The 20,725-nt window shown below is 35.7% G+C and carries 18 protein-coding genes and 2 pseudogenes; 3 read left to right on the top strand and 17 right to left on the bottom strand.

Annotation, left to right across the window (positions count from 1 at the left end; all coding sequences use genetic code 11):
* Positions 1–3: 3 nt before the first annotated feature.
* The 12 genes and pseudogenes from aroH to ADM90_RS07200 all read right to left on the bottom strand — a co-directional run bounded on the left by aroH (position 4) and on the right by ADM90_RS07200 (position 11,601).
* Entirely contained in the window at positions 4–372 is a 369-nt protein-coding gene (aroH, locus tag ADM90_RS07250; protein ID WP_053994338.1) for a chorismate mutase, read from the bottom strand.
* On the bottom strand, positions 369–1,460 hold the full coding sequence (aroB, locus tag ADM90_RS07245; protein WP_053994337.1) for a 3-dehydroquinate synthase: 1,092 nt from the start codon (positions 1,458–1,460) through the stop codon (positions 369–371). The genes aroH and aroB overlap by 4 nt, the downstream gene beginning before the upstream one ends.
* 3 nt (positions 1,461–1,463) lie before the next feature.
* Entirely contained in the window at positions 1,464–2,645 is a 1,182-nt protein-coding gene (gene aroC, locus ADM90_RS07240) for a chorismate synthase (protein WP_053994336.1), read from the bottom strand.
* A 274-nt stretch (positions 2,646–2,919) separates the two neighbouring features.
* A complete protein-coding gene (locus ADM90_RS07235; RefSeq protein ID WP_053994335.1) occupies positions 2,920–3,690 on the bottom strand; it encodes a CheR family methyltransferase in 771 nt (256 codons plus the stop codon).
* 84 nt (positions 3,691–3,774) lie between these two features.
* Positions 3,775–4,005, bottom strand: a complete 231-nt coding sequence (locus ADM90_RS07230) for a hypothetical protein (RefSeq protein ID WP_053994334.1) — start codon at positions 4,003–4,005, stop codon at positions 3,775–3,777.
* A gap of 166 nt (positions 4,006–4,171) precedes the next feature.
* Complete coding sequence (locus ADM90_RS07225; protein ID WP_053994333.1) at positions 4,172–5,797, bottom strand: long-chain fatty acid--CoA ligase; 1,626 nt, start codon at positions 5,795–5,797, stop codon at positions 4,172–4,174.
* A 75-nt stretch (positions 5,798–5,872) separates the two neighbouring features.
* On the bottom strand, positions 5,873–6,640 hold the full coding sequence (locus tag ADM90_RS07220) for a 3-hydroxyacyl-CoA dehydrogenase (protein ID WP_053994332.1): 768 nt from the start codon (positions 6,638–6,640) through the stop codon (positions 5,873–5,875).
* Between the two features lie 15 nt (positions 6,641–6,655).
* Positions 6,656–7,804, bottom strand: a complete 1,149-nt coding sequence (locus ADM90_RS07215) for a thiolase family protein (protein ID WP_053994331.1) — start codon at positions 7,802–7,804, stop codon at positions 6,656–6,658.
* Positions 7,805–8,014: 210 nt separating this feature from the next.
* A pseudogene (locus ADM90_RS23745) lies at positions 8,015–8,206 on the bottom strand (nucleoside-diphosphate kinase); the annotation flags it as partial.
* A 127-nt stretch (positions 8,207–8,333) separates the two neighbouring features.
* Entirely contained in the window at positions 8,334–9,239 is a 906-nt protein-coding gene (locus ADM90_RS07210; protein ID WP_152927977.1) for a hypothetical protein, read from the bottom strand.
* A gap of 539 nt (positions 9,240–9,778) precedes the next feature.
* The gene (locus ADM90_RS07205; RefSeq protein WP_053994329.1) at positions 9,779–10,486 is read right to left on the bottom strand and encodes a hypothetical protein; all 708 of its coding nucleotides are present in this window, start codon (positions 10,484–10,486) and stop codon (positions 9,779–9,781) included.
* 561 nt (positions 10,487–11,047) lie between these two features.
* Positions 11,048–11,601, bottom strand: a pseudogene (locus ADM90_RS07200) (recombinase family protein).
* Positions 11,602–11,949: 348 nt separating this feature from the next.
* Between ADM90_RS07200 and tnpA the strand changes: the two are divergent.
* The 3 genes from tnpA to tnpC are packed head-to-tail and all read left to right on the top strand — an operon-like array spanning position 11,950 to position 14,262.
* Entirely contained in the window at positions 11,950–12,273 is a 324-nt protein-coding gene (tnpA, locus tag ADM90_RS24225) for an IS66 family insertion sequence element accessory protein TnpA (protein ID WP_053993084.1), read from the top strand.
* Positions 12,263–12,619 (top strand): IS66 family insertion sequence element accessory protein TnpB, encoded by a 357-nt coding sequence (gene tnpB / locus ADM90_RS07190; protein WP_053994328.1) that lies wholly within the window; start codon positions 12,263–12,265, stop codon positions 12,617–12,619. Before tnpA ends, tnpB begins: the two co-directional genes overlap by 11 nt.
* A gap of 47 nt (positions 12,620–12,666) precedes the next feature.
* Positions 12,667–14,262 carry an IS66 family transposase gene (tnpC, locus tag ADM90_RS07185; protein ID WP_053993086.1) on the top strand — a complete coding sequence of 532 codons (1,596 nt, stop codon included), beginning with the start codon at positions 12,667–12,669 and terminating at the stop codon, positions 14,260–14,262.
* Positions 14,263–14,628: 366 nt separating this feature from the next.
* Here tnpC and ADM90_RS07180 read toward each other — a convergent pair whose 3' ends face one another.
* The 5 genes from ADM90_RS07180 to ADM90_RS07155 form a co-directional block, all read right to left on the bottom strand.
* Positions 14,629–15,426, bottom strand: a complete 798-nt coding sequence (locus ADM90_RS07180) for a toll/interleukin-1 receptor domain-containing protein (RefSeq protein WP_053994327.1) — start codon at positions 15,424–15,426, stop codon at positions 14,629–14,631.
* A gap of 15 nt (positions 15,427–15,441) precedes the next feature.
* A complete protein-coding gene (locus tag ADM90_RS07175; RefSeq protein WP_053994326.1) occupies positions 15,442–16,095 on the bottom strand; it encodes a hypothetical protein in 654 nt (217 codons plus the stop codon).
* A gap of 3 nt (positions 16,096–16,098) precedes the next feature.
* Positions 16,099–17,313 carry a hypothetical protein gene (locus ADM90_RS07170; RefSeq protein ID WP_053994325.1) on the bottom strand — a complete coding sequence of 405 codons (1,215 nt, stop codon included), beginning with the start codon at positions 17,311–17,313 and terminating at the stop codon, positions 16,099–16,101.
* Between the two features lie 534 nt (positions 17,314–17,847).
* Positions 17,848–19,059, bottom strand: a complete 1,212-nt coding sequence (locus tag ADM90_RS07165; RefSeq protein ID WP_152927976.1) for a hypothetical protein — start codon at positions 19,057–19,059, stop codon at positions 17,848–17,850.
* 1,062 nt (positions 19,060–20,121) lie between these two features.
* Positions 20,122–20,725, bottom strand: a 604-nt coding sequence (locus ADM90_RS07155) for a transposase (protein ID WP_152927999.1), incomplete at its 5' end; no start/stop codon positions are given.

Genomic DNA, 20,725 nt, shown 5'->3' with positions numbered 1-20,725 from the left:
TACTTATTTAGCTTGTGCTAAATCTGGTCTTAATTTTACAGCATCATTGAGATATAAATGCTTTACATCTTTCTGTGCAACTTCTACATTTGCATGAATTAATACACGAATACATAATGGCAATGCATTCGGCACATCCATTTCATGTGTACACATTACAGGCACATATTGCCAGCCATCCATCAAGCGTACTGCACGTGCAGGAAATGCTGAGGTGATATCAGGTGTTGCAGAAATCACAATCGATGCAATATCATCTACCTCTACATTATTTGCTGCCACAACCTCACGCACTAATCTTGCTGTCTCATCCCATACAAGCTCCGGCTTGTCAGATTCAATTGTTATTGCTCCTCGAAGTCCACGAATCATACAAGCACCTCCGCTAATAATTTTCTATATTCAGCGTCTACCTCTTGACACTGTGCTAAGTCAATGGCTTGCACAACAGGTTTGCCAATTTCCTCTAATAATACAAATTGCAAAATACCATATTCCGTCTTTTTATCTTTCATTAAATACGTTGTTAATTGTTCAAAGGAATACTCATAAACAGCCTCAAACGGATAGCCATTCTTTATGGCAAACTGTAAAAATGCTGTGGTAAATGCACGATCTAACTTGCCATATTGTTCGCTTAGTAGTAAACAATAGACAAGCCCAATCATTACAGCCTCACCATGAGCTACCTTTCCATAGCCAGCAGCAGCCTCAATCGCATGTCCATATGTATGGCCTAAGTTTAAAAATTTACGCACAGATTGCTCTGTTTCATCCTCAGCGACAATATGTGCCTTCACTTCAATGCCTTTCTTAAGCTGCTCAGCTAATTCATGCTGATTAAAATGAAGCACCGAATCTGCTGCCATTAGTTCCTCTAGCCAGAGGCGATCAGAAATCATCGCATGCTTAATTAATTCTGCTGTTCCTGAACGTATTTCACGTTCAGATAAACTTGCTAAAAAGGCTGTATCATAAATAACACCTTCAGGCTGATAAAATGCACCAATCATATTTTTCCCTAATGGATGATTAATAGCTGTTTTACCGCCGACTGCCGAATCATGCGCTAAAATGGTTGTTGGAATTTGAATAAACGGAATGCCCCGCATATAGGTTGCCGCCACAAAGCCTGTTAAATCGCCAACAGCTCCTCCGCCAAAGGCAAAGATAAATGATTTGCGCGAGCATTTTTGCTCCAATAAAAATGTTTGAGCAGCATTGTATTGTTCAAAGGTTTTACAAGCCTCACCACCAGGCAAAATAAAGACCTCAAAATCGTATGGGAAATTTAAGGTGAAATATTCACCTTGTGCTGCCCATACATTCGCATCTGTCAATACAATCAGCTTATCTGCTTTTTCTAGCTTATCTGCAAACCCTTGAATAGCCTTTGTTAAAAACTGATGACCTAATACAACCTCATATTGATGTGATTTTGTTGCAACTGGTACACGCATACATCAGAACCCCTTTGTGTATTGACGATGTTCATCAATTTGTGCTTTTAGCTGTGGCAATTGGTCACTATGGAATTGCTCTAAAATTGCATTAGCTATTTCCCAGGCAATAACATGCTCAGCAACAATAGATGCTGCAGGTACTGCACAGCTATCAGAGCGCTCAACACTTGCTTTAAATGGCTCTTTTGTATCAATGTCCACACTTTGCAATGGTTTATATAAAGTAGGAATTGGCTTCATCACACCACGTACAACAATTGGCATACCAGTAGACATACCGCCCTCTAAGCCACCAAGACGATTGGTCGCACGCGTATAGCCCTCTTCCTCAGACCAAATAATTTCATCATGCACCTCAGAGCCTTTACGACGTGCCATTTCAAAGCCAATGCCAAACTCTACCCCTTTAAATGCATTAATAGAAAGCATAGCTGCTGCTAGCTTTGCATCAAGCTTACGGTCATAATGCACATAGGAGCCTACCCCCGCTGGCATTCCTTCAATAATAACTTCCACAACACCACCAATGGAATCACCAGCTTTTTTCGCTTCATCAATTGCCTCTACCATTTTGGCAGATGCCTCTGGGTCCACACAATAGCATGGATCAGCCTCTACAATGGCACGAATTTCATCCACAGACTTCCCTTCTACCAAGGATGTATCAGCTTTAATTCCTACAATTTCTGTAACATGTGCCACAATGGAAATGCCTAATTCATTTAATAATGCCTTTGCCACAGAGCCTACTGCTACACGTACAGTTGTTTCACGGGCTGAAGAACGCTCCAAAACATTGCGTAAATCACGATGACCGTATTTCATGCCTCCTACTAAATCCGCATGGCCTGGTCGTGGTCGTGAAATTTGACGTTTAATCTCCTCAGGATTCACATCATCTGCTAATGGCTCAGCACCCATAATTTTTGTCCAATGCTTCCAGTCATCATTTGTGACAACTAGCGCTACAGGAGAACCAAGCGTTTGTCCATGACGAACGCCTGCAACAATCTCTACTGTATCTGTTTCGATTTGCATACGGCGCCCACGTCCATGACCTCCTTGACGTCGCTTTAAATCATGATTAATTTTTTCTGCTGTAATTGGCAAGAGTGATGGTAATCCCTCAATAATTGTTGTTAATTGAGGTCCATGTGACTCACCTGCTGTTAAGTAACGCATAAAACACTTTCTCCCTTCAACTCGCTAAAGTATGTATTTTTCACTATAACATATATTCTTAAAAAAAACAGTCCTTTTACAAATGTCTTTTTAGACGCCCACCTTTATTCCCAAGCTTTAAATGCGAATATTCTGAACGGTTATGATAAAAAATACGCCTTTGCTTATAGTAAGCGAAAAGCGTATCGATTATCTATATCTAATGCTTTGCTTCCATGTATATACATAACGGCTAATATGCCATTCGTACAAATGCTTTTATCCATATTATTAACTATTTTTTACGATAGAAGAACGTATCCTCTACTTCAAATTCATAACGAGCTGGATTAAAAATTTGCTCTGTTGATCCAACAAACAAAATACCATCCTTGCGCAAGGCTTTACTAAAGTCGTTATAAATCTGATCTTTGGCTTCCTCTGTAAAATAAATCATCACATTGCGGCAAACGATCAAATCATAATTGCTATCATAGGAATCCTTTAGCAAATTATGCTTCTTAAAGGTTACACATCGTTTAATCTCATCCTTTACGCGATAGAAAGAGCCTTCTTGTTCAAAATATTTGGCTTTAATGTCTGGTGGCACCTCTGCTAAAGAGCGTTCAGGGTAGACGCCTAATTTTGCCTTTTGGATGACATTTTCATCCAAATCAGTGGCAATAATTTGAATTTGCGATAAAGGTACTAGCTGAGACAACACCATCACTAATGAATAGGGCTCTTCTCCTGTTGAACAAGCAGCACTCCAAATTTTTAAACGCTTATTCGTTTGTAGCAGCTTTGGGAATATTTTCTTTTGCAATACTTCCCAGCGCTTACTATTACGATAAAATTCAGAAACATTAATCGTCATGCGATCTAAAAACTCATTCATTAAATTACGATCTTGTTCAAGTGCCTTTAGAAAGTCAACAAAATTACGATAGCCCTTTTTCTCATAAAGAGAGGTTAATCGTCTTTTCATTTGCGCTTCTTTATACAACGCTAAATCTATTCCTGTTTTGCGCTTAATACCTTCTATAAACTGTTCATAATCAGACATATGGTCATCTTCCCCTCTAGCATCGTATTTCCATTATAGCGGAAAAGTGCCAATCCTGAAATAGTCTTTCTCATGTATAGCCTATTACTTTCCAGCGTTTTGTTTTTCCTCTAATAGTAGCACTTTCGATTGCTCTAATTCCAAACGCATTTTTTCTGTCTCCCTCGTATAGGTTTCCAATCGAAGCTGCTCTAGCTCCACTTCCTTCTCGATTGCCTTGAGTTTTATTTTCTGTTGTCTTGTATGTGCGTCGGTAAAAATTCCAGCTAATGAAATAATGACACCACCAATAATCGCTACTATGGCAATTGACAATCCGTTCACATCCTTTCGTTACTAGAAATTATACAGTAAAATCAACTAAATCGTTTCACTTTTCTGGAATTTGTATGCATAAAAAAACGAAGGTAGCTTGACACCACCTTCGTTGCACCGTATGCAGCACTATGGGAGCAGCTTTCCTCCTAAATTGAGCGCCTCATTAAACTTGCACCTGATAATCCTTTAATTCGTCTCGTAATTTAGCCTTTAAAAATTTCCCTACAGATGTTTTTGGCACCTCGTCAATAAAGACAATATCATCTGGAATCCATGTTTTATGGAACTGTGTCCGTAAGTTCTCCAGCAGCTCCTCTTTGGAAATGGAACCCTTGTATTCAGGCTTTGGTACTACACAGGCTAAAGGCCGCTCCAGCCATTTTTCATGCGGAATCGCAATAACAGCAGCCTCAAATACTTTTGGATGCGACATTAACGCATTTTCAAGGTCTACAGAGGAAATCCATTCGCCACCGCTCTTAATTAAATCCTTTGTACGATCTGTAATTTTAATATAGCCATCAGGTGTCATTACCGCAATATCCCCTGTATAAAGCCAGCCGTCCTTAAAGGCTTCTTCTGTGCGCTCATCACGATAGTATTCGTCTGCAATCCATGGCCCTCGAATCGTCAGCTCACCCATTGTTTTACCATCCCATGGCACTTCACCATTTTCATTGATAATGCGCGTTTCAATAAGCGGCATCGTCATCCCTTGCGTAATTCGCACATGCATTTTCTCATCAGCACTATAATCCTCCATGTGCGTTAAATAGGTGGATAGACTTACAAGTGGCGATGTCTCCGTCATACCATAGCCTGTCATATAAGGAATGTTCAGCTCCTCCTCAAAGCCTCGCACAAGCCCAATTGGTGAAGCAGAACCCCCACACACAATCAATCTGATAGATGATAGATCACGAGGATTTTGACGTTGCTCCTGTAAAACACCCAGCCAAATCGTTGGCACACCTGCCGTTAACGTTACCTTATACGCTTCAAATAATTCAAGTAAAAGCTGCGGTGTAAACATTGGTCCTGGCAACACTTGTGTCGCGCCAAAGCCAACACTCGCAAATGGCAAGCCCCATGCATTGGCGTGGAACATTGGGACAACTGGTAATACAACATCTGATTCACGAATAGCAATACTATCTGCAAGACCCGCTGCCAAACTATGAAGCACAATGCTACGATGCGTATAGACAACACCCTTTGGCATACCTGTTGTGGCACTTGTATAGCACATGCCAGCCGGTGTATTTTCATCTAAATCCTCTGGGAATATAAATTGTTCATCAGCCTCCGCTAACAGGGCTTCATAGGAAAGTGCATTCGGAATCGGTATTGATTCCACCTCCACGGCATCTCCCATAATAATAAAATGCTTGACCGTTGTAAGCTGCGACACAATTGGTGCAATAAATGGCACTAAATTATCATCAATTAATAAAATTTCATCCTCCGCATGATTGATCACATAGGCAATATGCTCAGGCGCTAATCGAATATTAATCATATGTAGCACCGCTCCTGCACAAGGCACAGCAAAATAAGCTTCCAAATGACGATGGTGATTCCAAGCAAAAGTTCCGATCTTCATCCCACGTTCCATGCCTAGCTTCGTTAGCGCATCTGCTAATCGACGAGTTCGTTTTACATATTCTTTATATGTAAACTCATGAATGGTTGTGGCGCTTGTTCGTGAATAAATTTTCTTTGCCTGAAAAAATCTCTCTGCACGATTCAAAAAACTTGTTAATAATAAAGGTGTATCCATCATATGCATGATAACGCTTCCCTTCGTAGACAAATTTTTGAAACAATTAAGACTGACAGCTCCTACAAATCTACTAGCTTTGACTTACTTTGGCTGCATGCGAATGGCTCCATCTAGGCGTATCACCTCTCCATTTAACAGGCCATTTTGAATAATACTATCGACTAGAAGTGCATATTCTGCTGGCTTGCCAAGACGTTTAGGAAATGGTGTCATTTGAGCAAGAGCTACTCTTGCAGGCTCTGGTAATGTTGCAAACATTGGCGTTTCAATTAAGCCTGGCGCAATGGTCATCACACGCACACCAATAGCCGCAAGCTCCCGCGCAATCGGTAATGTCATCGCAGCTACACCGCCCTTGGAAGCACTGTAGGCAGCTTGTCCAATTTGCCCATCAAATGCCGCCACAGATGCTGTATTAATAATAACGCCACGCTGCCCATCTTCATTTGGCTTATTGTGCTGCATCTTTTCTGCTACTAGACGAATTACATTAAACGTACCTACTAAGTTAACAGCTATTATTTTTTCAAATAGCTCAAGTGCATGGACACCTCGCTTTGCTAGAACCTTGCTAGCATCCGCTATTCCAGCACAGTTGACCGCCACATTCATCAAGCCAAAAGAGGCAATGGCCTGCTCAAGCCCCGCTCCCACATCCTCCTCTTTTGTGACATCCACTCGCACATAAAGAACATTTGCCCCCAGTTCCTTGACAAGTGCCTGTCCACGCTCATCATTCACATCAAAAATAATAGCTTTGCCGCCCTGTCCAACAATATGGCGAACGGTTGCCTCCCCTAATCCTGATGCACCACCCGTTACGACTGCTACTACTTCATGGTTGTTCATCCAGCATAACCCCTTTTACATTTTTTCAATAATTGTGGCATTGGCCATCCCCATACCTTCGCAAATAGCAAGTAAGCCATAGCGATAATTTTCCCTCTCCATTCGGTAAAGCATTGTGGTTAATAGCTTTGTTCCTGTTGCACCTAACGGATGCCCTAGCGCAATCGCTCCCCCATCTGGATTAAGCTTCTTAGGGTCGCCACCAATTTCCTGTAACCAAGCAAGTGGCACGGGTGCAAAGGCTTCATTGACCTCATACGTATCTATATCCTCGATTTGCAAGCCTGCACGTGCTAATGCTTTTCTAGTAGCCTCGATTGGTCCTGTGAGCATCAATGTTGGGTCAGAGCCTACAACTACCCTTGTCACAATTTTAGCTAGTGGGCGAATACCAAGCTCCTGTGCCTTGTCCAGTGACATGACTACAACAGCTGATGCACCATCGCTCATTTGACTTGCATTCCCTGCTGTAATGACACCATCCTCCTGAAAAACAGTCTTTAAACCATTTAAAATGTCAACGGTTGTTTCTGGACGCGGGCCCTCATCTACTTCAACTGTTACAAGAGAGCCATCCTCCTGCGGTATTTGAATTGGCAGTATTTCATCTTTAAAGCGACCTGCCTCTATTGCTGCTAAGGCTCGTTGATGACTTTGATAGGCATAGTGATTAAGCTGCTCTTTTGATAAAGACCATTTTGCAGCTATTTTTTCTGCCGATAATCCTTGATGAATAATCGTATAATTTTCTTGTAAACGCTTACCTTTATGGGCATTTTCCATATTAGAACCCATCGGTACTCTTGTCATGCTTTCCACACCGCCAGCAATTACAATATCCATATCCCCTGCTAAAATGGCCTGTGCTGCAAAATGGACGGCTTGTTGACTTGAGCCACATTGCCGATCAATCGTTACACCAGGTACACTGTCAGGAAATCCTGCCATTAGCAAAGCTGTACGTGCAATATTGGCACCTTGTTCAGCGGTTTGCGTGACACAGCCTAAAATAATATCCTCCACCTGTGCCTTATCGATCCCTGCTCGTTGTACCGCCTCCTGTAACACATCGGCTGCTAGATCATCAGCACGCACATGACTGAACGCCCCCCTACTCCGACCAACCGCAGTCCGAACCGCTGCCACAATCACTACTTCTCTCATAAACATACCCCTTTTCCTTATCATCCTTCATAGTTTATTGAGAAGGCTTCTAATATATTCCTATCTTAATTATCAGAATATTATAGCATTTATTGTACATGATGCAGAAGTTTTTAACAATTCTTTATGTATCTAGCAAGAAAGTCTACTGTGCTTTTTAGGCAAAAAAAAGCAACCCCAATATTGTGAGATTGCTTTATCTATTACATATTAAACTAAATCTTCACCGAAGAATAAGCCGATTTCGCGCTCTGCAGATGCAAGAGAGTCAGAACCGTGGATGATGTTGTGAGAAACAGTTGTTGCATAGTCACCACGGATTGTACCTGGGTTACTACCAAGAAAATAGACTTTAACTATTGTCTCTGAAATCACTAATATCAATGGTTCTCTGAAATAAACGAAAAAAACTAAATTAGAACTGCGTTTTTACCTTCTTATTTTCAAATAGTACACTACTTATCCACCTTCATGCAAGTATTTCTAGAAGAAAAAATAATAGAAGGTTGTTAAACCTCTCTTAATGCCATTAATATTGAGAAGGGATATTTGAAATACTCAAAAACTCCTCAATACATTTGAAAATTATTCTATTCAAATTCAAAATTCCAGTTAAATCAATCATTTCATCCTCAATAAAGTAATCATAGAAGTTTTTTACATCATCATAATGTATTGTATTTCGAAGTTCAGCAACCTTCTCAAAACTATGGAGCATATAATCTTCTAGTGCTATGGATAATTCTCCATGAGTACTATTATCTAGCTCATCAAACTGAGAAATATAAAACTTCTTCAAATTTATCAGAGAATCAATAATACTATCCATTCGAATATTAATAAAACGTTGTATGAAATACTCATCTACAAAATCTCGGTCAATTATTCTTGAATCATAGTTTTCACTAATCCACATTACAGCAAAACATTCTTGTAAAATTATAAGTAACCTGTATTTAAAAACATTATTTAAATCATTTCCATTAAATAGCCTAGTATGATTAATATCCTTATATATAATCTCAAATGCTTCTAATTCATTGAAACCTGATTCAATAGCGCTATTTTTTTGAAGCATAGGAATCTCATTTTCCAAGACCTCGATAAACGCTTGAACTTGAGAACCAATCTCTTGAGACACATAATATATTTCAGGTTTATCTTCCTCTTTGATTTCCCTTAAATTTTGCAATCTTCTTAGAGTATTCCCCACATAAATTGTACTTCCAATAGTTTGTCTATTCTCATTTAAATAAAATCCTAAATTGTCTGTTTCAAAACCAAATTCGTCAATTTGTTGTTTTAAGATTTCCTTAAAAACTTTTTCATTTCCTCCTTTTTCAAATAGTTTAATTTTATTTCTAAATTCTTTTATAGCAAAAGGTACTTCATCAGTTGTACCAATTATATCTTTATGTACTTGATAAATAATCAAGCAACTATCTCTCATGAAAGGATAAGTAATAACTGCGGGAAAGACTATGTTATCCTTCACCCTTTTGAAAAAACGCTTTAAAGAAACCAAATCAAAATACATAGTTAGAAATTTACTAAACTCTCCACTAATGACAATCCCTCCAAGATAATATGTTGAAATTTTCTATCATATCATTAGAGACATCATACCATTTTTCTTGTCCTCGTTCGTATAAGAGTCGGTAAATTATCTTATAGTAGAAACTCAAATAGAGGTATCGTGATTCACCATCTATAAAGCAGTTACACTTAGTCTGATTACACCTTTAGCTCACACTCATTTCAAATTTAAAAAACGAGATAAACACTTAGTTTATCCCGCTTCATTGCTACTCTTATCCTATTGATTCCTTACGTTTGAGATTGCTTTGTACGTTCATTGAAACTCGCTTGACCAATTGTTCATCTCTAGGTTTCATAGGAACTCTCTAAAGCGAATCTTCAACCCCATATAAGCCTCTTGTTTCACTCTTTCATATACTTATGTAAAAGATGATTTTATCTTTTTTCTCCTCTATAGTAACCGAAAAATTTTAAATCAACTATATCCAATTCTGCTAAGGTTACATTGAAGTTCTTTTTTGTAGGTATTTTGTAGAATTTAGTATTTTTATCTACAAAAGTGATTACGGGTGATAAACTTGCCCAAGTAAATTTAAAAGATGGCTTATTCATTCTAGTAAGGATATTAGGGTGATTTATTGCATCACCAATTTTTTTCATTGTTTCCAAGAATTTCATAGCTTCATTTTCAACAAAATCCTTACGTTTATAACTATTTCCTTCATAATTCAATTCATACATCTCTAGATAATCTATAAAAGACGGTACTAATTCAATTGTTAAAGTTTGTTTTAAGTCTTCTCTTGTTTCCTTAGCCCGTTCTACATCAGTTTCTTGCATGTAGTGAATCATTAGTCTTAAAAGCACTTGTATATTTTCGGATTTTTCATAATATATTTTACGTGTAGTTTTGCATTTTTCTGTAATGTCGATTTTCAAACTAGAATTTTCCAATTTCAACTTTTCTATTTCAACACGATTTTTCTTTGTGCCTAAAAACCAACTAATAGTAATAGATAAGCCGTATACCAATAATATTATAATATATATCCACTCTAAGTCATTCGTCTCGATAAAAGAAATTAACTCATCTATCCCCTTCTCCTTAATTGACGAAGAACTATTTAATACAAATAAACTCATTTATTATCCCATTTATCTGCTTCAACAGTTAATTGAATTAACAAATCATCAATGTTGTCAAGAGATGAAGCCGATTTCTCTAATAATATATCATAAATCTCTCGATTGAATGTTTTTTCAATAGCTTCTTTTACTCTATCTAAGCTATTGTCCTGTTTAGATTTATTAAAATAATCTATAATTTTATTTTTTCTTCATTAGTGAGTCTACTTTCTTTTATATTTTCAGCATATGAAAATATAATCTTTTTAAATCTTTCTTCTTGTGTCATTCAAATACACCCCTCTTTTTACTTATTATAACTTTTACTCCTATTATTATAAATGAAAAACGATACAAAGTTAATATTTGTATCACTTTTCTCCTAGCATCCTCACGTTTCAGGGAACTCATTGGTTAACTTGAAACACAACTACGACCTCACGCCATCTAACAGCTTCACGACAGCTCATTAAAATCTATAATTTTACCGCATTCATATAAGCAATAATGAAGTGGTTTAAAGCCTTATAAATCAAGGGATAAATCCCGAAAGTTACGTATAGGTAACTATATTGATTCCTATACTTTACGTTTCTTTGCTTCACGCTTTAATGTACTCATGCTAATTCCTGTAGCTTCTTCAACCTGCGAGAATGAATGAGTCTCTTTCAGCTTCATAGCATGGTCAAGTTGCGCCTTGGTATATGTAGGTTTACGACCTTCACGATAGTTTGGATTCTATTTTGCTATCGCTTTACCTTCCTGTGTACGTTCAACAATCATGTCACGCTCGAACTCTGCGAATGCAAAGAAAATGTTACGAATAAGTTTTGATGCAGGTGTATTATCCATTAAGCCCATATTTAAGATATGTACCTTTACACCTTTGGAAATGGGTTTTTTTACCAATTCAATACCTTGTGATGCAGAACGAGCAAAACGGTCTAGCTTAGTAACCATGAGCGTATCACCTTCTTTAAGAACGCTAATAGTCCATTTAATTGTGGTCTATCTGTGATAGTGCCTGTGAACTTCTCTTGATAAATTTTCTCTGCGCCCTGTTTTTCTAATGCCTGTATCTGTGCTTCTAGGTCTTGACCAATTGTTGAAACATGAGCATATCCATATACTATAATTTTAGTTCCTCTTTTCGCATCCGTTTATGACACTACAAAACATAAAAAAGACTATCTATTGACAGGCTTTTCTTGAATTAAAGCTCCCTGTTAGCCCACCGTGTCGCTAAAATTAGATTTTCTCGTTATTTTATTGATTGCTGTTACTCAAATTAGTTATCTTAATTAAAGTACTACCATCCTCACGTTTATAAAAAATAAGGAGAGTTCGATTCGAAACAGATAAGTAGCGTCTTCATGACACTTTTGTTTATGTAGAAAAGTAAGCGCCAAATACTACACACCTTCTAATAATTGCCGAGTTTTGTGATAATCACATTAACATCAATTGTTAGGAGGTTTTTTATGTCACCAGAGGAACGAAAACAGATGTGGCAAGAACGCATCGATGCCTGTAGATCCAGTGGAGTGCCAAGTGTAAAAGCTTGGTGTAAACAAAATCAAGTAGGTGTCCAAAGTATGTATAGCTGGATGAAACGATTGGATACTGAACCGACTCACGTCGCTTATCCTCTTACACAATGGGTTGCCATCGATTCATCCAATTCGATTGAAGAAACATCTACTTTAACAGTTAAGGTAGGAGATGTTTCAATTGAAATTAAAGAAGGCTTCAATCATGCACTTTTTAATGAAGTGCTTCAGGTTCTTCAGTCACATGTTAAGTAAAACACCCATTGAACGAGTCTATTTAGCGACGGGTTCAACAGATTTGCGAAAGTCGATCGATGGATTGGCAGCGATTGTTCAAATGAGTTTTCAACTGGATCCTTTCTCTTCCAATCTATTTGTCTTCTGTAATCGCAAACGAGATAAGTTAAAGATTCTCCATTGGGATCATAATGGGTTTTGGTTGTATTATCGCCGTCTTGAAAAAGGCATTTTTCAATGGCCAGACGAACAAACATCCAACCCTCAATGCATTAGTCCTCGCCAATTAAATTGGTTGCTTGATGGACTTCCATTAGAACAAAAACAAGCACATCAAAAAATGGATGCAAAATTTATCATTTAAAGAGAGTTGACAATCCATGTCACCTCTCTTTATGGTATTCTATTTTCATGGAAAAAAATACGCATGAACTACAAGATACAATTGAAGAACTCGCAGCAAAAAATGCGGATTTAGAAAAACAAAAAGAAGTCCTAGAGGCAAAAGTAAAATGGTTGGAAGAACAATTCCGACTAAGCCAACAAAAGAGATTCGGGACATCTAGTGAAAAAACAAATCCGGATCAAATCGAACTATCTCTTTTTAATGAAGCTGAAATCACAGCGGATGTAAAAGTGGAAGAACCTACGCTTGAAACGATTACGTATAATCGAAAGAAGTATGTAGGACAACGAGATGCGAAACTTGAAAACTTGCCTACGGAAACGATTCATTATCGTTTATCCGAAGAAGAGCAGGTCTGTTTGTGTTGCGGTGAAACTGTGCATGAAATGAGTACGGAAACGCGACGAGAATTAAGGATTATCCCTGCTCAAGTGAAAGTCGTGGAGCATATTCAACATATTTACAGCTGTCGTAAATGTGAACGTGAAGGAATCGAAACACCGATTGTCACAGCTAAAATGCCTGCGGCAGTTTTTCCAAAAAGTCTCGCTTCGCCTTCTTCAATGGCATATATCATGAATCAAAAATACGTAGAAGGAATGCCATTGTACCGAATTGAAAAACAATTTGAACGACTTGGTGTCTTTCTATCACGCCAAACGATTGCCAACTGGGTAATATATGGTTCAATGAAGTGGCTCTCACCGCTTTACAATCGCTTGCATGAGCTTCTACTTCAACTTGACCGTCTGCACGCAGACGAAACAACAGTTCAAGTTTTAGCAGAACCCGGAAAGGCTGCAAATTCCAAATCCTATATGTGGTTATACCGATCTGGCCGTGACATAACACCGATTGTTTTATACGATTACCAGACTTCGCGCCACAGTAAGCACCCAAAGGCATTTCTTAAGGGGTTTTCGGGATACCTTCATGTCGATGGTTATGCAGGATACCACGATTTGAAGAATGTGGAGTTAGTTGGATGTCTAGCTCACGCACGAAGAAAGTTCGATGAAACGCTCAAATCGTTGCCTGCCAATGTAGATAAATCTACAACTCTAGCGGCTGAAGGACTCCAATACTGTAATCAATTATTTAAAATTGAGAAACAGATAGATGAGGAAATCAAAAATTGTAGCCCAGAACAACGGAAAGAAGAACGTCAAAAACGCAGTCAACCCGTGTTGGATGCTTTTTTAGCATGGCTAAAATCAAAACGCCCTCAAGTTCCACCAAAAAGCAAACTAGGTGAAGCAATTAACTATAGTTTAAACCAATGGCCTAAACTTATTACCTTTATGAAAGATGGGCGTCTTGAAATTGATAATAATAGAGCGGAGCGTTCTATTAAACCATTCGTTATGGGGAGAAAATCGTGGCTGTTTTCCCAATCTATGAGAGGTGCAACTGCCAGTGCCATTATCTATAGCATTGTAGAAACTGCCAAAGAGAACCGGTTAAATCCCATGAGCTACTTAAACTATCTTTTTGAACAATTACCACAAATAGATCTAGATGATCAGGAAGCACTTGATCAGTTCCTTCCGTGGTCAAAAACCATTCCAAAGGAATGCCGTATTCCTGATAAAGTTAAGTAAAGAATACACCAATGCCCACCTGAAAAACTAGGTGGGCATTATTTTACGCTTACGTAGAAAAGAAAAAGCGCCTCAAACCCTTGATATTAAAGGATTTAAAGCGCTTTCCAGTTGGTTCAAAGTTATTCTATCTGAACCTTAATACGTCTCAGGAGGAATCAGGTTAAGTTACGTTCTTAGACCGAAATTATCTTTATGTGTAATATAAACACTATTCAGGAAATTTTAACATACTTAATATTAGTTATATATATTGCCCATACTATATGTAGTTCCTATTAGTATATACAATTAAAATATCCCATTAATAGCATAGTAGAAGAACCTCAAAAGATGAAATTCACCTAATTAATAGAACTACCTTAATTAAATCCAATCAATAACATTAGCCTTTATAGGTAATGCTTTCAAAATCTGATTTAGGGCTTCCAATTCATTTTTTGGACTTTTCCATACGAATCTTTCTAATAATTCAGGGATAGTACCTTTAACACCATCTTCATTTTCAAATTGAAGTGTAATAATACTAAACTTTTCTTGTTTCTTCCTTTTTTGAATATGTGCATAATCTACTTCATCTGCTAGATATTGCTCATCAGTAAACTCTGGAGTAATAAAAAAGACACACGCACATGAATCTTTTAACCCCTTTAAAATACTCCTATCTAGGTTACTACCTGCAGGCATATCCTCATCGTCTAACCATGGCTCAAATCCCATCGTCTTTAATATATCATAAAACCGTCTTACAAACTCCTTATTACTACCTCTATGACTCAAAAATATTTTTTTAGGACTATTTAATTCAATAACATCCTTAGAAAGACTAAACGATACAATGGGTACTTTGCTTCCAATCTCTTGGTCAAATTCTGGATGTACTTCATACTCTCCATTCATCCATTCACAATTTTTAAAGAGGTCTGAGAAACTATTTTTCAAATGATTTAGATTAACTACACTCTTATTACCATGGAATTTTATCCAATTTAAATCTCCTGAATACTTTTTAATTATCGGTAGAAGTTCTTTTTGAGTTAATATTTCATGGTCTTGATTTACGAAAAAATCAATACTAAATCCATCTTCTGGATGCCATGCCTCGGTAGGAATTGTCTTAATGTGTAATTGATTATTTACTATAGTTAAAGAAATCTTTCTCATTTTATTACCCCCAAATTAAATATCTATTTCTTGTAACAATTTTGATAAATACCAAATAAAGTGCATCTTCTCATGAACTGTTACTTCCTTTCCAAACTCAACCAAATTTTCATCTCTTATATCGACAGTTGAATTACCAAAAAATTGAAATTTGAATTGATTTATAAACAGGTCTGCATTTTCCATTATAATTTCAAATTCGCGAGTTATCTGCAAACTACTTCCGTAGAAAAAATAATTATCAAAATAATCAAAATAATTTTCTTTTGACAGAGTTATTTCTAAAATATTATCTGTTATAACATTAATAATATCATTAATTACATGTTTTCGAGTTAGATTAATTTTATCTATAAACTCCGACCCACTATTCCCCCAAAAACTAAAAGACTTAATTTGCTCAAAGTTTAATAAAAAAACACAAAAAATATTTTTTCCTACAACTAACTGAATTTCTTCATTATAATAAATACTAAAGTGGTTGATTTTTAAAGCTTTATACTTATCTTCTTTATCATTTTTAAAAATTTTAGGATGAAATATTAGCTCTGTATTTTTTAGATTTTTAAAATTCTTCTTAAAATGTTCTTCATATAAAAACGTATTTAAATTATCCGACCCTTTATAATAGAAAACAAGGCAAACATTAAAATTATTTAATATTTCCACATATCATAATCCTAACAATTGTTTTATTTTATCTTCATTTCTAAGTGAACTACTAGAGGAATGCTCTATAAAAATATTTTTTAAATCCTTATGTGCTTTGTTTACAACTCGTTTTAAATCTGGATTATTGTTTTGAATATATATTCTTACATGATTCTTAGTATCGTTGTCTATCCCTGCCAATATAACATGTTTTCTTTCCCTATCATCAGCTAATTCTTCAGTATAAGTTAATTTAAAGACTATTTGTAATATTCCTCTATTATTTAAAATATGTTGTTTTATATCGCTTTTTCTTAATAAATCTTCTCCACCAAAACCTTGTCTATCTATCTTTGCCTTTAAATTCTCTGCTTTAGTATCTTCATGGTCAAAAGTTATGTCGACGCAAATTAATTCATTAAAATTTGACCCACTATCCTCTAAACCTAATAAAAGGTCTAGCAGTTTTATTGTATTAGGACTGATGTTATTATGGGCAATAGCAGTACTATTATTTTTAGAAAAAGTAAAGTTTAACTTTTGAGACATTTTTGGAGGTAATAGCTTAAATTTCCCTTCTTTATCTAATAGTATTGATAGAAACAACTTAACAACTGTTTTTATTGACCTATATTTTGTTGAATTAGAAGTTTGAAAATATATTATATTTGTCTTAAAGTCTATTTCAACTAACAATTTATGTTCATCAACGAATGTTGTACTAAACATACTTCTTTTATCATAAGCAAACTTTTCACTATTTCTAGTTACCGATAATTTACATACATTATTTCTAAAATTTATGTAATCTATATTACTATCGAAACCATTCTCTTCAGAAAGTGTTGTATTCCAATCTGCAATCTGTTTAATAAGTAAATTACTAGTTATCTTTATTTCATTATTCTCAAATGAAAGGAAAAATCCATCAGATACATTTAATTCTGGATTAAAAGCTTTTTCTCTTATATCCTCATATAATTTTTGATTCAAAAGTCCATTTTTAAAATCGTTTACCAATATTTTCTCTAGTTCACTAGCTTTTATTACATTTTTATTTAGACTGTATCCATTTTGCTCTATTAAGTCTAAAACTTCTATCTGATTTAGGATATTAAAAGCATGCCTCAAAGTAGTTAACTCATTTTCACTTGCAATCCATTTTGTTTCTTCATCACTTTTGACTATATTTATTATTTTCGTCTCTTCATTAACTTCTTTCAAAATTTTATTCAAATACATAATCCCCTTTTTAATCTATTCAATTTCATTTTACCAATTATACGGAATAATTGTCGATTATTTAGCAAAATTATATATATTTCTATTCTTTGTAATATTACTGACTTTCAAATCTCGTTCCCTAAATTTTTTTGTTCAAATCGATTTTATCTCTAAAATATTTATTCAGTTTCAACATTCCTTAAATCATCCATGATGAAAGAATTGACCTACTTCGCCCTTTTCAAAACATTAATTTAATAACCCCTGTCAAAAGCACCCCCAATAGCCGTGCAAAACACACGTAAAAATCATGTCAATAAACATCATTTTCAGCAAATTCACACGTTGCAAATTATTTAACATGATTGTGTGGAAAGTAGACCTTAAATTTAAAGAACCCTCATTATATTATAAATAAGGGTTCATTTTTCTTACATCTTGTTTGAAATGCTTGATTTGCATTATATATGTTTTTTGTGTTTTTGTATAAGGCTAATCAAAAATTCCAAAACCTTATTTTTTTAGTTGCTTCAAGATATAATCATTTTATTTAAAAGTCTGCCCATAGTATTCTTGCAATTTATAATATGCTTCTACATACAACCCTTTAATCATTAAATCATGTGCGACCTTATATTTATTATCTTCAAACTTATGTATGTTTGCTTTGCCACCAAATTCATTTACAGATTTTTTTTGAAATTTGTCTTGTCTATCCTCCGCTAAATCCACAACATATTTACTCAAAGCTCTATGAAAATCAACTCTATTTTCCAAAAAATATTTTGTTTCATCAGAATTATAGTATACCAATTCTTCTTTGTTGTTCTTCTCCAACCATTTTAAAATAGGATTTATACCTGCTCTAACGAATAATGCATGTGCTTCATATGGAATTACTATGTATAGTCTTTCACCTTGCTCATTAGTAATTAGATTCAATTGCTTTTTATATTCTGTCCAATACTCCTTAACAATAGGTTTATTTCTGTAACGTCTGATTTCATCTAATGTTAATTCTCTGAATTTAGGTGAGTTTTGTAAGTTACACTCCATTTTTGCAATCTTGCTAACAACATGTGATGATAATTCAATATATTTAGTTTCTATTGTTTCTTGTCTAACCCATTCACCAAGTTCTTCATCAAAGTATTCATTCAGATAAGGTACTTCACATTTAGCCATCTTATAAGGTTGGTGTGTGATGATTTTAGCTTTCACCAATTTTTGAATCACCCCCATGAAATATTTTTGAAGTCTTCCAATTTCACGTTTAATATAATCATCAATTAAATACCCTTGTCCCGATTCTATCACCTTATTTTTTACTAACTTATCAGATTCTTTTTCTAAGGCGCTCAATGAATATCTTAACTTTGACGCTTGAAACATTTCCTCTGTGATTATCCCAATATTAAGCAACCAATTATTTACGGTTAATGGCTTACTTCCACTTCTATTAAGTAGATATACAATTACCATAATCGGAAATGCTTGTTCATACTTTAATGGCACCTGACCTTGACCATTTGAAGCACGACCGTCAATAATATCTCTTTCAACATCAAACTCTTCATCTAAGATAAATTCCATTTTGTATCCTTTACCTACAACATCTACAACACCAAATTTAGAATCCAACACCTTTATTAGTGCTTCATGGCTTTCTTTTCTCCATTTTTTCCTCTCTAATACACAAGCCTTCTGCTTATCAGTCCCAAATTCCATTACTACTTCTACTAGACTTCCTTTTCTCACTTTTAAAACTCCATTCATAATTCTAACATTTTAAAAGTACGTAAGATTGCCCTCTAATATTTTAATAATATTAAGGAGCGATTATACGTCCTTTTTTCATAAACTTTTCTTCTGTTCATCATGTACTTTGCCACCATCTCTGTTAAAAGTGCAAAAAACGCACTTTCACCAGACCTCGCCCAAAGTACGCAAAGGGCGATAACAATTCTAATTGTTTTTAGCGATGTTTTTGGCGTACCTTTTTGCATCGCAACACTTTGAAATAATTCGTGGAGCTTGCGTAACGAATTTTTTAAAGTGCTTGTGTAAAAAGGTACATAATTTACCATTATCAATGTGGATATTTCAAATATTTTGACATGCAATTTATACACCCTTTAAATCCGTATACCTAAATCTATATCCCCCTTTCAACCAAATCTAATTGACGTGGATACTAAAAACAACGATCTGTCAACTATTTATCCTTAAATTATATCATATTTTTACAGTTCTGTCCAAAGAATATGCTATATAACTATTGACTTTTTATATCAAAAGTGATTCAAACCGCTCTATTGAGAGTTTTTGTCAATTTATCATTTTCGCCATAAACCAATTCATAATAGTGCCTTTAGAGTGATTTGGGTAAGTTCTTTGATAAAAACTTAATTTTATCCATTAGACACTAACAGCACAAAAACTAAAAGAAGCGTCAAATACACGAAATTGTATTTTGACGCTTTAATATCGCTAACTATGTGCAGGAGCGGAAGTGCTATCATGTCTTTGACTACAAACGTCAATCTATTTGGTCTTTAATACCCCCGTACTACTCACACGTAGAAATCATTTCTATTAACATTATTTTATTCAATATCGCACGTGACGTATTTTTTATACAGTTGCGTGGCTGACAGACTCTTTTTTCAGCTTAGAGATGAGCTTAAACTTTGTATATTTGAAAAGTACAAAATATCATATCGCTTTATTATTTAATTGAATTACAACTGAATCAATTTCATAAATCGATTTTTTCAAGAGCTTAGACTGCTCCTGTGTCTGATTTTTGTTTTTTAAAATTTAAGCTGCGTTGTTTTGTAGCTGTAAACGTACATTCATCCGATCGACTGCTAATTTGCAGGCATTATAAATAAACGTCACAAGGTTGAAGTGCAGTTTAGCTTTTCTACCGGTTTTGTGACGGACGTTGTTTAACTGAAAAAATTGCTTTAAATAAGCATTTACTCGTTCGACAGCTGTGCGTTCCTTGTAAAGTTTCTTCCATAGCTCGGAGCCACGTGCTGGAAACGTGTATTTGCGGATATCGGTTTCACACTTGATTTTAAACACCTTTTGACAGAGCGAGTCATCACGTAATGGACAGGTTGCGCAATCTTTTGGACGTGTGAACTTAAGCGTTTGATACTTTTCATCAAAGCTGTCGTAACAGTAGCTATGTTCACGCACACAGGTTGGACGGAAATGTTCATCAAAACCGATCATTTCGCCCTCACGTCTTTTCACATATGGAATCACAGCTTTCATCTCTTGTATTGAAATCTGGCGGTAAATTGCTTCATAGTCATAACCTGCATCGAAAATAGCCGTTGTGAAATGGTTAGGCATGATATGGTTCATCTTTTTTAGTAACGGAATCGCCGCTTTACTATCACTCAGATTGCCG

This window comes from Lysinibacillus macroides (assembly GCF_001281525.1).
Lineage (GTDB): Bacteria > Bacillota > Bacilli > Bacillales_A > Planococcaceae > Lysinibacillus > Lysinibacillus macroides.
The sequence above is the reverse complement of the archived record's forward strand: the minus strand, read 5'-3'. Positions and strand labels throughout refer to the sequence as shown.

Excerpts from the sequence above, each read along its gene's own strand:
- aroH (WP_053994338.1), bottom strand. The coding sequence starts at position 372 with ATGATTCGTGGACTTCGAGGAGCAATAACAATTGAATCTGACAAGCCG.
- aroB (WP_053994337.1), bottom strand. The coding sequence starts at position 1,460 with ATGCGTGTACCAGTTGCAACAAAATCACATCAATATGAGGTTGTATTA.
- aroC (WP_053994336.1), bottom strand. The coding sequence starts at position 2,645 with ATGCGTTACTTAACAGCAGGTGAGTCACATGGACCTCAATTAACAACA.
- ADM90_RS07235 (WP_053994335.1), bottom strand. The coding sequence starts at position 3,690 with ATGTCTGATTATGAACAGTTTATAGAAGGTATTAAGCGCAAAACAGGA.
- ADM90_RS07225 (WP_053994333.1), bottom strand. The coding sequence starts at position 5,797 with ATGCATATGATGGATACACCTTTATTATTAACAAGTTTTTTGAATCGT.
- ADM90_RS07220 (WP_053994332.1), bottom strand. The coding sequence starts at position 6,640 with ATGAACAACCATGAAGTAGTAGCAGTCGTAACGGGTGGTGCATCAGGA.
- ADM90_RS07215 (WP_053994331.1), bottom strand. The coding sequence starts at position 7,804 with ATGAGAGAAGTAGTGATTGTGGCAGCGGTTCGGACTGCGGTTGGTCGG.
- ADM90_RS07205 (WP_053994329.1), bottom strand. The coding sequence starts at position 10,486 with ATGAGTTTATTTGTATTAAATAGTTCTTCGTCAATTAAGGAGAAGGGG.
- tnpA (WP_053993084.1), top strand. The coding sequence starts at position 11,950 with ATGTCACCAGAGGAACGAAAACAGATGTGGCAAGAACGCATCGATGCC.
- tnpB (WP_053994328.1), top strand. The coding sequence starts at position 12,263 with ATGTTAAGTAAAACACCCATTGAACGAGTCTATTTAGCGACGGGTTCA.
- tnpC (WP_053993086.1), top strand. The coding sequence starts at position 12,667 with ATGGAAAAAAATACGCATGAACTACAAGATACAATTGAAGAACTCGCA.
- ADM90_RS07180 (WP_053994327.1), bottom strand. The coding sequence starts at position 15,426 with ATGAGAAAGATTTCTTTAACTATAGTAAATAATCAATTACACATTAAG.